The organism is Kribbella italica, from assembly GCF_014205135.1.
In the GTDB taxonomy this organism is placed as follows: domain Bacteria; phylum Actinomycetota; class Actinomycetes; order Propionibacteriales; family Kribbellaceae; genus Kribbella; species Kribbella italica.
The window spans coordinates 1,878,699-1,891,162 of record NZ_JACHMY010000001.1 but is presented as its reverse complement, the minus strand read 5'-3'; the positions used below and the strand labels follow the sequence as shown (position 1 = coordinate 1,891,162).

General features: G+C 69.8%; 13 protein-coding genes. 7 read left to right on the top strand and 6 right to left on the bottom strand.

Annotated features, from left to right (window positions below; all coding sequences use genetic code 11):
• Nucleotides 1-18 precede the first annotated feature (18 nt).
• The 6 genes from tal to HDA39_RS08840 are packed head-to-tail and all read left to right on the top strand — an operon-like array spanning nt 19 to nt 7,101.
• Nucleotides 19-1,128: a transaldolase gene (gene tal / locus HDA39_RS08865; protein WP_184794748.1), complete on the top strand. Its 1,110-nt coding sequence runs from the start codon at nt 19-21 to the stop codon at nt 1,126-1,128.
• A complete protein-coding gene (locus HDA39_RS08860) occupies nt 1,125-2,738 on the top strand; it encodes a glucose-6-phosphate isomerase (protein WP_184794747.1) in 1,614 nt (537 codons plus the stop codon). The genes tal and HDA39_RS08860 overlap by 4 nt, the downstream gene beginning before the upstream one ends.
• Nucleotides 2,735-4,285, top strand: coding sequence for a glucose-6-phosphate dehydrogenase (gene zwf / locus HDA39_RS08855; RefSeq protein WP_184794746.1), 1,551 nt, complete (start codon nt 2,735-2,737; stop codon nt 4,283-4,285). The genes HDA39_RS08860 and zwf overlap by 4 nt, the downstream gene beginning before the upstream one ends.
• Entirely contained in the window at nt 4,282-5,439 is a 1,158-nt protein-coding gene (locus tag HDA39_RS08850) for a glucose-6-phosphate dehydrogenase assembly protein OpcA (RefSeq protein ID WP_184794745.1), read from the top strand. Before zwf ends, HDA39_RS08850 begins: the two co-directional genes overlap by 4 nt.
• On the top strand, nt 5,436-6,191 hold the full coding sequence (pgl, locus tag HDA39_RS08845) for a 6-phosphogluconolactonase (protein WP_184794744.1): 756 nt from the start codon (nt 5,436-5,438) through the stop codon (nt 6,189-6,191). The genes HDA39_RS08850 and pgl overlap by 4 nt, the downstream gene beginning before the upstream one ends.
• Nucleotides 6,192-6,213: 22 nt before the next feature.
• Nucleotides 6,214-7,101, top strand: coding sequence for a hypothetical protein (locus HDA39_RS08840; protein ID WP_184794743.1), 888 nt, complete (start codon nt 6,214-6,216; stop codon nt 7,099-7,101).
• On the opposite strand, the gene HDA39_RS08835 is transcribed toward HDA39_RS08840, so the two are convergent.
• Together HDA39_RS08835 and HDA39_RS08830 are read right to left on the bottom strand one after the other, a co-directional pair.
• Nucleotides 7,098-8,297, bottom strand: a complete 1,200-nt coding sequence (locus HDA39_RS08835; RefSeq protein WP_238356521.1) for a CopD family protein — start codon at nt 8,295-8,297, stop codon at nt 7,098-7,100. The genes HDA39_RS08840 and HDA39_RS08835 overlap by 4 nt on opposite strands.
• Nucleotides 8,298-8,417: 120 nt before the next feature.
• Complete coding sequence (locus HDA39_RS08830; protein ID WP_184794741.1) at nt 8,418-8,864, bottom strand: VOC family protein; 447 nt, start codon at nt 8,862-8,864, stop codon at nt 8,418-8,420.
• A gap of 112 nt (nt 8,865-8,976) precedes the next feature.
• Between HDA39_RS08830 and HDA39_RS08825 the strand changes: the two genes are divergently transcribed.
• On the top strand, nt 8,977-9,807 hold the full coding sequence (locus HDA39_RS08825; RefSeq protein ID WP_184794740.1) for an isocitrate lyase/PEP mutase family protein: 831 nt from the start codon (nt 8,977-8,979) through the stop codon (nt 9,805-9,807).
• Between the two features lie 27 nt (nt 9,808-9,834).
• Here HDA39_RS08825 and HDA39_RS08820 read toward each other — a convergent pair whose 3' ends face one another.
• Genes HDA39_RS08820 through HDA39_RS08805 form a run of 4 tightly spaced genes read right to left on the bottom strand, consistent with a single transcriptional unit; the run spans nt 9,835 to nt 12,464 of the window.
• Nucleotides 9,835-10,194, bottom strand: a complete 360-nt coding sequence (locus tag HDA39_RS08820; protein ID WP_077013973.1) for an RNA polymerase-binding protein RbpA — start codon at nt 10,192-10,194, stop codon at nt 9,835-9,837.
• 11 nt (nt 10,195-10,205) lie between these two features.
• On the bottom strand, nt 10,206-10,439 hold the full coding sequence (gene secG, locus HDA39_RS08815) for a preprotein translocase subunit SecG (protein WP_184794739.1): 234 nt from the start codon (nt 10,437-10,439) through the stop codon (nt 10,206-10,208).
• A complete protein-coding gene (tpiA, locus tag HDA39_RS08810; protein WP_184794738.1) occupies nt 10,436-11,254 on the bottom strand; it encodes a triose-phosphate isomerase in 819 nt (272 codons plus the stop codon). Before tpiA ends, secG begins: the two co-directional genes overlap by 4 nt.
• A gap of 7 nt (nt 11,255-11,261) precedes the next feature.
• Nucleotides 11,262-12,464, bottom strand: coding sequence for a phosphoglycerate kinase (locus tag HDA39_RS08805; protein ID WP_184794737.1), 1,203 nt, complete (start codon nt 12,462-12,464; stop codon nt 11,262-11,264).

The following is a 12,464-nucleotide window of genomic DNA, read 5'->3' as shown; positions in this document are numbered from 1 at the left end:
ACTCGGAGGCTTCGGACAATGAACGACCGTTTGCAAGACCTCGCCGACGCCGGCGTCTCGATCTGGCTCGACGATCTCTCCCGTCAGCGGCTGACCAGCGGCAGCCTGGCCGCCCTCATCCACGACCAGCACGTCAGCGGGGTGACGACCAACCCGACGATCTTCGCGAAGGCGATCTCGGACAAGAACGCCTACGCTGAGCAGGTCGAGCGGCTGGCCGCCGAGGGCGTGTCCACCGACCAGGCGATCCGGGTGATCACCACCGACGACGTCCGTAACGCCGCGGACCTGTTCAAGCCCGTGTACGACGACACCGACGGTGTCGACGGCCGGGTCTCGATCGAGGTCGAGCCCGGGCTGGCCCGCGACACCGCGAAGACGATCGCCCAGGCCAAGGAGCTGTGGGAGATCGTCGGCCGCGAGAACGTCTTCGTCAAGATCCCGGCCACCAAGGAAGGCATCCCGGCGATCGCCGAGACGCTGGCCGCCGGGATCAGCGTGAACGTGACGCTGATCTTCTCGCTCGAGCGCTACCAGGCGGTCGCGGACGCGTTCCTGACCGGCCTGGAGAAGGCGCTCGACAACGGGCACGACGTGACCAAGCTCGGCAGCGTCGCCTCGTTCTTCGTCAGCCGGGTCGACACCGAGGTGGACAAGCGGCTCGACGCCATCGGGACGGACGAGGCGAAGGCCCTGAAGGGCAAGGCCGCGATCGCCAACGCGCGGCTCGCCTTCGAGGCGTACGAGGAGATCTTCGCCTCGGACCGCTGGCGCGCGATCGAGACCGCCGGCGCCAAGCCGCAGCGGCCGCTGTGGGCCTCGACCGGCGTCAAGGACCCGGCGTACAAGAGCACCATGTACGTCGAGGAGCTGGTGACCCGCGGCGTCGTCAACACGATGCCGCAGGCAACGATCGACGCCGTCGCCAAGGAAGGCGACATCACCGGCGACACCGTGCGCGGCGACTACGCGGCGGACCGCACGGTGATCGCGGACCTGGAGAAGCTCGGCATCTCGTACGACGAGGTGGTGCAGGTGCTCGAGGACGAGGGCGTCAGCAAGTTCGACGCCTCCTGGTCGGAGCTGCAGGACACCGTCACCGCGGCCCTCAAGGCGGCGGCCAAGTGAGCACTCCCGCGGTCAGCACCGCCAACGGTGACTGGGCCTCGACGATCGACCGGCTGGTGTCGGAGAAGATCGCCTCCCGGATCGCCGCCAAGGACGCCACGATCTGGGGTCCGGAGGCCGAGTCCGAGTCGGCCATCCGGCTCAGCTGGGTCGACCTGCACGACTCGTCCCGGCCGCTGCTGGCCGAGATCGAGGCTCTGCAGGCCGACCTGCGGGCCGAGGGTCTGGACCGGATCGTCCTGGCCGGCATGGGCGGCTCGTCGCTCGCGCCGGAGGTGATCACCCGGACGGCCGGCGTCGAGCTGGTCGTCCTGGACTCCACCAACCCGAGCGTGATCGCCCGCGCGCTGGCCGGCGACCTGCAGCGCACCGTCATCGTCGTGTCCAGCAAGTCCGGCGGCACGGTCGAGACCGACAGCCAGCGCCGGGTCTTCGTGAAGGCCTTCACCGACGCGGGCCTCGACGCTTCCTCGCGGGTCGTCGTGGTCACCGACCCGGGCTCGCCGTTCGAGAAGCTCTCGGCCGACGAGGGCTACCGCAAGACCTTCCTGGCCGACCCGCACGTCGGTGGGCGCTACAGCGCGCTCACCGCGTTCGGTCTGGTCCCGTCGGCCCTGGCCGGTGCGGATGTGGCCGAGCTGCTCGACCAGGCGGCCGAGGCCGCTCCTGCGCTGCAGGCCGACTCCGCCGACAACCCGGCGCTCGTGCTCGGCGCCGTATTGGCTGCCAGTGCGGGCCGGGACAAGGCGATCATCGCGGCCGAGGGCTCCGACATCGTCGGCTTCCCGGACTGGGCCGAGCAGCTGATCGCCGAGAGCACCGGCAAGAACGGCAAAGGCATCCTGCCGGTCGCGGTGAAGGGCGTGCACGCGCCCGAACTGCACAGCACGGCGTCCGATCTGGTGCACGCACTGCTGGCCGACAAGGCGAACAGCGACGTACCGACCGCACTGACGTCGGGCTCGCTCGGCGGGCAGTTCCTGCTCTGGGAGACGGCGACCGCGGTCGCCGGGTACCTGCTCGGGATCAACCCGTTCGACCAGCCGGACGTGGAGAGCGCCAAGAAGGCCGCGCGTGGTCTGCTCGACGCGCAGCCCGAGCCCGAGGCGGCCGCCTTCACCGACGGCGCCGTGGAGGTTCGCGGGACCGACGGCCTGCTCGACGGTGTCGACACCGCCGAGGGCGCGCTCGACGCGCTGCTCGGTCAGCTCGCCGACGACGGGTACCTGGCGGTGATGGCCTACCTGGACTCCGAGCGCGACGAGAACCTGATGGCGATCCGCCCGGCCCTCGCGGCGAAGACCGGCCGCCCGGTGACCTTCGGCTGGGGCCCACGCTTCCTGCACTCGACCGGCCAGTACCACAAGGGCGGACACCCGCAGGGCGTGTTCCTGCAGATCACCACCTCGGAGTCCACCGACGTGGAGATCCCGGACCGGCCGTTCACCTTCGGCACGCTCATCTCGGCGCAGGCCGCGGGTGACGCCGGCGTCCTGGCCGAGCGCGGCCGGCCGGTGCTGCGGCTGCACCTGACCGACCCGAAGGCCGGCGTACAGCAGCTCATCTCTCTACTCGACGCCCATGACAAGTCGGAGGCAAGCGGCCGATGACCGCTGAACTCGAAGAAGAGCCGACCGGCCCGGTGAACCCGCTGCGGGATCCCCAGGACCGGCGGCTCCCCCGGATCGCCGGGCCCTCCAGCCTGGTGATCTTCGGTGTCACGGGCGACCTGGCCCGCAAGAAGCTGATGCCGGCCATCTACGACCTGGCCAACCGGGGGCTGCTGCCGCCGGGCTTCGCGCTGGTCGGGTTCGCCCGGCGCGACTTCACCAACCAGGACTTCGCGCAGATCGTGCACGACTCCGTCAAGGAGCACGCGCGCACGCCGTTCCGCGAAGAGGTCTGGCAGCAGCTGGCCGAGGGGTTCCGGTTCGTGCCGGGCGACCTCACCGACGACGAGGCGTTCAAGCGGCTGCGGGAGACCGTGGACGAGCTGGACGTCAACCGCGGTACGGGCGGCAACCACGCGTTCTACCTGTCGATCCCGCCGGGCCTCTTCCCTCAGGTGGTGGAGAAGCTCAAGCAGCACGGCCTCGCCGACGAGACGCCGGGCTCCTGGCGGCGCGTCGTGATCGAGAAGCCGTTCGGCCACGACCTGAAGAGCGCACGCGAGCTCAACCAGGTGGTCGAGTCGGTCTTCCCGCCCGAGGCGGTCTTCCGGATCGACCACTACCTGGGCAAGGAAACCGTCCAGAACATGCTGGCGCTGCGGTTCGCCAACGCCATGTTCGAGCCGGTCTGGAACAGCCACTACGTCGACCACGTGCAGATCACGATGGCCGAGGACATCGGCATCGGCGGCCGGGCCGGGTACTACGACGGCATCGGCGCGGCCCGCGACGTGATCCAGAACCACCTGCTCCAGCTGCTCGCGCTGGTCGCGATGGAGGAGCCGGTCAGCTTCGACGCGTGGTCGCTGCGGCAGGAGAAGAAGAAGGTGCTCGCGGCCGTCAGGCTGCCCGAGCGGCTCGACCTGCACACCGCCCGCGGTCAGTACGCCGCCGGCTGGGCCGGTGGCACCAAGGTCAAGGGCTACCTGCAGGAGGACGGCATCCCGAAGTCGTCCGCGACCGAGACCTTCGCCGCGATGCGGGTCGACGTGGACACCCGCCGCTGGGCGGGCGTCCCGTTCTACCTGCGGACCGGCAAGCGCCTGGGCCGCCGGGTGACCGAGGTCGCGGTGATGTTCAAGCGCGCACCGCACCTGCCGTTCACCGCGACCGAGACCGAGGAGCTGGGGCAGAACGCCCTGGTGATGCGGATCCAGCCGGACGAGGGCATCACGATGCGCTTCGGTGCCAAGGTGCCGGGCACGATGATGGAGATCCGCGACGTGAACATGGACTTCGCCTACGGCGGGTCGTTCACCGAGTCCTCTCCGGAGGCCTACGAGCGGCTGATCCTCGACGTGCTGCTCGGCGACCCGCCGCTGTTCCCCCAGCACACCGAGGTCGAGCTGGGCTGGAAGATCCTCGACCCGGTGATCAACTTCTGGGCCGAGCACGGTCAGCCGGAGCAGTACGACTCCGGTGGCTGGGGCCCCGACTCCGCCCACGAGATGCTCGCCCGCGACGGACGCGCCTGGAGGCGGCCATGATCATCGACCTGACCGGTACGACGTCGAGCGAGATCGCGTCGGCGCTGCTGAAGGCCCGCCGCAACGCGGGTTCGCCGGCCATGGGCATGGTCGGCACCATCGTGGTGGTCGTCGACGAGTCGTCCCACCACGACGCGATGAAGGCCGCGAACGAGGCCGGCCGCGAGCACCCGTCGCGCGTGCTGGTGGCGATCTTGCGGCCGGGCCGCGGTGAAGGCGGACTCGACGCGGAGGTCCGGGTCGGCGAGGGCGTTCCGGGCGAGGCGGTGCTGCTGCGGCTGCACGGCGAGCTCGCGAAGGTGCCCGAGTCGGTCGTCACCCCGCTGCTGCTGCCGGACTCCCCCGTCATCGTCTGGTGGCCGGGCGGTGGGCCGAAGGTGCCCGCCACCGACCCGCTGGGCAAGCTCGGCCGGCGCCGGGTCACCGACGCCGCGGCGACCCGCCGGGCGTCGGTGGACTTCCCGGCGCGGGCCGAGGGGTACAAGCCGGGCGACACCGACTTCGCGTGGGCGCGGCTGACGCCGTGGCGCGCGCTGATGGCGGCCGCCCTGGACCAGTACCCGGCACACGTCACGGGCGCGGAGGTCGTATCGGCGAAGGGCAACCCGAGCGCCGACCTGATGGCGGCGTGGCTGCAGTGCAAGCTGGGCGTGGCCGTCGAGCAGAAGACCTCGCGGGGACCGGGGCTGACCGCCGTACGGATGTTCACGCCGGCTGGTCCGATCCAGCTGAGCCGGCCGGACGGATCGATCGCGACGTTCAGCGTTCCTGGTCAGCCCGACCGTCCGGTGGCGCTCAAGCGGCGTACGCCGTCGGAGCTGCTGAGCGAGGAGCTGCGGCGACTCGATCCGGACGACGTGTACGCGCAGACGCTGGCGTGCATGGTCGAGCGGGAGGCGATGCCGGCCGACGCGAAGAAGGTCAGCGCGGCCGACCGGCGGTCGGCGCAGTCGGCGGCCGAGAAGGCAGCGGTTCGTACGGCGGTCGTGAGCGGCAAGGCGGCCTCGTCGGCGCTGGAGGCCCACGCGGCCGACGCGAAGAAGAAGGCGCCGTCGAAGAAGGCCGTGGCGAAGAAGACGACGGCCAAGAAGACCACCGCCGCGAAGAAGGCCGCTGCCAAGAAGCCTGTCAAGAAGGTGGCCGGGCGCTCATGAGCAGTGCGCCGACTGTTCAGGTGGCTCCGGACGCCGACGCGCTGGCGGCCGCGGTGGCCGCTCGGTTCGTCACGCGGCTGACCGACGCGCAGACCGGCGGCAGGGTGGCCCACGTCGTGCTGACCGGCGGTCGCGTCGCGTCGGCCGTCTACCGGGCGGTGGCCGACTCCGCCGCCCGGACGGCGATCGACTGGCAGCGCGTCGAGTTCTGGTGGGGTGACGAGCGCTTCCTGCCGGACGGCGACCCGGAGCGCAACGCGACCCAGGCGTGGGACGCGTTGCTGTCGAAGGTGGACTTGGACCCGGACAAGGTCCACGCGATGGCTGCCGACACCGGCCAGGGCCCGGAAGCAGCAGCCACAGCGTACGCCGAGCAACTGGCGGCGGCCGCCGCGGCCTCGGCCTCGGCCTCGGGCGAGACGGCGCAGGTCCCGGCCTTCGACCTGGTGATGCTGGGCGTCGGGCCTGACGGGCACGTGGCTTCGCTCTTCCCCGGCTTCCCCCAGCTCACGATCGACGACACCACAGCGGTGGCTGTGCACGACTCCCCCAAGCCCCCGCCGACCCGCGTCTCGCTGACCTTCCCCGCGCTGGCGCACGCGGCGGAGATCTGGTTCGTCGTGGCCGGCGAGGACAAGGCCGACGCCGTACAGACCGCGCTTTCCGGCGGCGACGTACCAGCCGCCACTCCGCAAGGGAAAGAACGCACCGTGTGGCTGCTCGACAATGCCGCAGCTTCAAAGATCAAGTAATTGCTCTTGTAAACTCCGCGGCATGCTCAAACGAATGATTGCCGTCACGGCCGGACTGACGCTGGCCGTGACGGCTTTTGTCGTCTCGACCGGCGCGGACGACGTCCAGGCCGCCACCCCGATCCTGATGGGCGTGCACGACAAGACCGCGCCCGCCGGCCTCGCGAAGCGCTACCCCGGCGTGCAGGCGACGCGGGAGTTCGTCGACGGCGTGCAGAAACCGACCGTCGACCTGCGGACGAAGTACGACGCGGTCGCGAAGAGGTCCTGGGCGGCCGGGCTGATCCCGTTCGTCAGCATCAAGACCGACCCCGCGACAACCGGCAGCGGCGCCTACGACGCGCGTTTCCGCGCGCTCGCGGAATGGTTGAAGAACAAACCCGAAACATTTTTCATTTGGTACCACGAACCCGAGGACAACATGTCCGGCCCGGTCTTCGCGAAAGCGTTCCAGCGCGTCCGTGACGTGATGAAGGCGGCGAATCCGGGCGTGAAGGTCGGCTACTCCGCGATGGCCTACCAATGGGGCTTCCCGAAGTCGACGAAGGACCCGAAGCCGTGGCGCGTGGCCGCCGACTTCTACGGCGCCGACACCTACAGCGGCGGCACGCAGCCCGCCACCGCGATCCTGTCCGAGCACAAGGGCCACCAGCGCTGGTACGACGAGCTAGTGCTCAAGACGCCCGGCGCCTCGACCAAGTGGGGACTTACGGAGCGCGGCTTCAAGCAGACCAAGAGCGACTCCCGGCGCGCCGCCGACATCGACCGCGAGACGGCGTACCTGAAGACGCTGAAGACGCCGCCGAGCTTCTACCTGTACTGGAACACGCCCGGGACCGAAGGCGACGCCGACCTGGTGAACGGCCCGAAGGCCCAGGCCGCCGTCGCCCGGATGGTCGCCGCCTTCTAGCGTCCGGCCTCGGCCGTGGCGGGCTCCTCCGCCACGGCTTGGCCGGCGGCCCGGGCTTCGATCGCCTTCTGGATCTGGAAGCGGGCCACGAACGAGACCACCAGCGCGACGAACAGCAGCACCATCGCCAGCGCGACGCCGCCGGTCGGCGGCGGATCCGCCGCCAGCCCGACCTCTTCCCGCGCCGACCCGTTCAGGAACGGCATCACCGCGAGCACGCCTACGCCGAGCACCGCCTCGATCAGCACGACCTTCGGGAAGTGCCCGAGAACCAGCTGGAACAGGCTGCGCCGATCGCCGGCGGCGCGCACGCGGGCGATCTTCGGCAGCAGCACGGCCTCGTTGAACGCACCGAGCCCGAGGATCGAGAACACCAGCAGAACCTTCAGCAGCAGGTACTTGCCGTACGTCGTGGACAGGATGTCGCCGATCGACACCGACCCGACCGCCATCCAGGCCTCGAGCAGACCCGACACCAGCAGGACCGTCACGCAGACCTGCGCCATCAGGCTGAACCGCTGCCACACCGACGCCCAGATCAGGCCGCCGTCCGGCGTCAACTGCTTGCGGCTCAGCGCCAGCCCGGACAGCACCAGCAGCGCCCCGATCCAGAAGCCACCGGCGTACGGGTGGAGGGTGGTGACCAGGTGCGACGCGAAGTACGCCGCCTCGAGATCCGCAGACCGGCTCGGAACCATCAGGAACAGCGCGGCGACCAGGACGACGACGACCCCGATCCCCGCGATCTTGTCGACGTACCGTCGCATCGGTCGCAGGAACAGGCTCATCAGCAGCAGGGCGCCGAGACTGTAGATCAGCGCTTGCAGCCCCGCCGTGACACCGGAGAAGAACCACGCGTTCTTGGGCGCCGCGGTCTGCAGGTAGTCCCAGATGACCGACGGCTGCAGCCCCTCGGAGAAGGTCATGCCCTTCGTCGCGCGCGTGACCTTGCCGGCGAACTGCGGGTACGTCGCGAGCAGCAGCGCGGTCCCAGCGATGGCGAGCAGCACGGCCGAGCGGTTTCTCAGCACGCGCCGGTCCGTCTCGCTCTCGGCCCGGTTCAGCACCGGCCGCAGCACGAAGGTGTGAAACAGCACGCTGCCACCGGCCAGACCGGTACTGAGGAAGTAGCAGGACTTGGTCAGGATCCGCCAGAGCTGCGGGTAGGCGTACAGCGTCTCGGTCGCGTCAACCATGATCGCCACGAGGGCCTCCTTCGGAACGCCGTCGTCCAGGCGGAACAACGGCGGTACCGAAAGTTACAATACAAGGTCGTCTTGTATCTACCGTTACATCCGATCAATGGACAGCACGCGTCAGCGCGGTGTCTCGATCAGCTCGACCACCGGTCCGTGCGCCAGCCCGTCGAGGTAGACGAACCGTCCACCCCCGGGCACCACCGCGTCGAGGACCAGGTCGACCGGCTCCCCGGCCGCGCGCAACTGGTCCAGGTAGTCGTCGATGGTGTCGACGAAGTACGCGAGGTGGTGGACACCGTCGCCGCCGTTGGCCTCGAGGAACTCGGTGTACGGCGACGCCTCCGACACCGGCTGGATCAGCTCGATCTGCGAGGCACCGGTGTCGATGAAGCTGTACCTGGCCGACAGGTCGAGCCGCTCGCCGTGCACGTGGGCCTGCGGGAAGGTCAGGTCGTGGACGGGTCCGGCGGTGACGTTCCAGCGCCGTTCGTAGTCGGCCGCGGCGGCGGTGATGTCCTCGACGACAAGGCCGACGTGGTGGAGGGCCGGCAGCGGGAGTGGCACAGAAGATCCCTTCGGAGGTGTGACCGGGTCCGCGCCAGGCTATGCAGCCGGTGGTCGGCGACGCATCGTCCGTTCGGCCAGAACCGAACCGTCCGGTTGGCATCATCGGGGGATGACGACTTTTCGTGAGCTGCACCAGGCCTCGTTCGTGATGCCGAACGCGTGGGACGCCGGGAGCGCGGTCGTGCTGGCCGAGGCCGGGTTCGCCGCGTTGGCGACGACCAGCGCGGGGATCGCGTTCTCGCTCGGCGCGGGCGACCACACGCTGCCCGACGGCGCGCCCGCGGTCTCGGCCGACGTGATGTTCGAGCGGATCCACCAGATCACCGCGGCGGTCGGCGTACCGGTGAACGGCGATCTGGAGGACGGGTACGGCGCCCGGCCGGAGGATGTCGCGAAGACGATCCGGCTAGCTCGCGATGCCGGGCTGGCCGGGGGCAATATCGAGGACTACGACGGCCGCGAGCTGTACGCCGAGGAGCTGTCGGTCGAGCGGATCGTCGCCGCGCGGGAAGCGGCCGGGCCGGACTTCGTCCTGACGGCCCGCACGGACGGCCAGCTGCTCAAAGAGCCCACTCCCCTGGCGGACTCGATCCGGCGGGCGAACCTGTTCCGCGAGGCCGGCGCCGACTGCCTGTACGTGCCAGGCGTCAACGACCTGGACCAGCTGCGCACGCTGGTGTCCGAGATCGACGGACCCCTGAACGTCGTGATGGGACTGGGCAGCTCGAAGCTGACGGTCGCCGAGGTGACCGGCGTCGGTGTCACCCGGATCAGCCTCGGCGGAAGCATCGCGCGGGCAGCATTGGGCTTCGTCCGAAGGGCTGCCGAGGAGCTGCGGACCCAGGGCACGATGAGTTTCGCGGAGGGCCAGATCCCTCAGGGAGAGCTCAACGAACTGTTCGCCCGCTACGGCAACGCGAACACCCGGGCGGTCCGCTGAGGACTGCCCGGGTGTACGGCGTACCGGCTAGAAGATGATCTCGCCGTTGGCGCGCCGCGCGCGCAGGCGCTCCAGGGCCTCTTCGAGGATCTGGGCGGCCTCCTGCTCGCTGCGCCGTTCCTTCACGTACGCCAGGTGCGTCTTGTACGGCTCGATCTTCGGGGGCGGGGGCGGGTTGTTCACGTCGGTGCTGGTCGGCAGACCGCACCGCGGACAGTCCCACGCCTCCGGGATGGCCGCCTCGACCGCGAACACCGTCGCGGTCTCGTGGCCGTTGGCGCAGAAGAACACGATCCGCTGCCGGGGCGCGGACTCACCGCGCTCCGCCTCGCCCATCGGTCCTGCTCCGACCCTGCTGCCACGAATCGCACCGCCACTACCAGCCACGGCTACGCCTCTCAGCCGAGCTTGTACAGCAGGCCGAGCGCGACGATGGCCGCGAACCAGATCAGACCGACACCGATCGTGATCCGGTCGAGGTTCCGCTCGGCGACCGACGAGCCGCCCAGGCTGGACGACACCCCGCCACCGAACAGGTCGGACAGGCCACCACCGCGGCCTTTGTGCAGCAGCACGAGCCCCGTCAGGATCAGGCTGCAGATGACGACGACGATCTGAAAAGCGGTAATCACGAGGAGTAGCCTAACTGAAGGTCCAGGTAACGGCAGATACCGGCGAACTCGTCCACCTTGAGGCTCGCTCCCCCGACCAGGCAGCCGTCGACGTCCGGCTGGGCCATGATGCCACCTGCGCTGCTCATCTTCACCGACCCCCCGTAGAGAATCCGCACCGAGTCGGCCACCGCGGGCGAGAAGGACTCCTCGAGCCGGGCCCGGATCGCGGCGCAGACCTCCTGCGCGTCCTCCGGGGTCGCCACCTCGCCGGTGCCGATCGCCCAGACCGGCTCGTAGGCGATGACGAGCTTGCGCACGTCGTCGGCCTTCAGCCCGGCCAGCGCGCCGTCGATCTGGTTCACGCAGTGCGCGACGTGACCGTCGGCCTTGCGGATCTCCAGCCCCTCGCCCACGCAGACGATCGGGGTCAGCCCGGCCGCCAGCGCCTTGGTCGCCTTGGCGTTGACGAGCGCGTCGTCCTCACCGTGGTACTGGCGACGCTCGGAGTGACCGACCAGCACGTAGCTGCAGCCCAGCTTGGTCAGCATCGCGGCCGAGATCTCACCGGTGTAGGCGCCCTCGTCGTGCACCGACACGTCCTGCGCGCCGTACACGATCTTCATCCGGTCGCCGTCGACCAGCGTCTGCACGCTGCGGATGTCGGTGAACGGCGGCAGCACGGCCACCTCGACCCGCTCGAAGTCGTGCTTCTTGTCCTGCAGCGTCCAGCTCAGCTTCTGCAGCAGGTGCACGGCCTCGACGTGGTTGACGTTCATCTTCCAGTTGCCCGCCATCAACGGCGTACGGGCAGCCGGAGCTTCAGAGCCAGCCATTCCTCGGTTACTCCTCTTCCAGTACTACGAGACCAGGGAGCTCTTTGCCCTCAAGGTATTCCAGCGACGCGCCACCTCCGGTGGAGATGTGCCCGAACTGGTCGTCGGCGAAGCCCATCTGCCGTACGGCGGCGGCCGAGTCGCCACCTCCGACGACGCTGAGTCCGTCCACCTCGGTCAACGCTGCTGCGACCGCCTTGGTTCCGCCTGCGAACGCCTCCATCTCGAAGACGCCCATCGGGCCGTTCCAGAACACCGTCTTCGCGGCCGCGACCTCGGCCGCGAACGCCTTACCGGAGTCCGGGCCGATGTCCAGGCCGAGCTGGTCGGCCGGGATCGCGCCGGCGGCGACCACGGTCGCGGGCGCGTCGGCCTTGAACTCGGGCGCGACCACGATGTCGGTCGGCAGCACGATCTCGACGCCCTTGCTCTTCGCGGTCTCCAGGTAGCCCTTGACCGTGTCGAGCTGGTCCTCCTCGAGCAGGCTCTTGCCGACCTCGTGGCCCTGGGCCTTGAGGAAGGTGAACACCATCCCGCCACCGATCAGCAGCTTGTCGGCCTTGGCCAGCAGGTTGTCGATCACCGCGAGCTTGTCCGACACCTTCGCGCCGCCGAGGACGACGACGTACGGGCGGGCCGGGTCCTCGGTGAGCTTCTTCAGCACCTCGACCTCGGCCAGCACCAGGCCGCCGGCCGCGTGCGGGAGCTTGCGGGCCACGTCGTACACGCTGGCCTGCTTGCGGTGCACGACGCCGAAGCCGTCGCTGACGAACACGTCGGCCAGACCGGCCAGCTCGTCGGCCAGCGCGCCGCGCTCGGCCTCGTCCTTGCTCTCCTCGCGCGGGTCGTACCGCACGTTCTCCAGCAGCAGGACCTCGCCCTCGTCCAGCTCCTGGACGGCTTCCTGGGCGCTCTCGCCGGTCACGTCGGTGGCGAAGTGCACCTTGACGCCCTCGGGCTCCAGCAGCTCACCGAGCCGCTGGGCGACCGGGGCGAGCGTGAACTCCGGGTTCGGCGTGCCCTTCGGGCGGCCCAGGTGCGCGGTGACGATCACCTTGGCGCCGGCCTTGGCCAGCTTCAGCAGGGTCGGCACCGAGGCGCGGATGCGCCCGTCGTCGCCGATCCGGTCACCCTTGATCGGCACGTTCAGGTCGGAGCGGACCAGCACCCGCAGGCCGGCCACGTCCCCCAGGTCATCGATGGTCTTCAC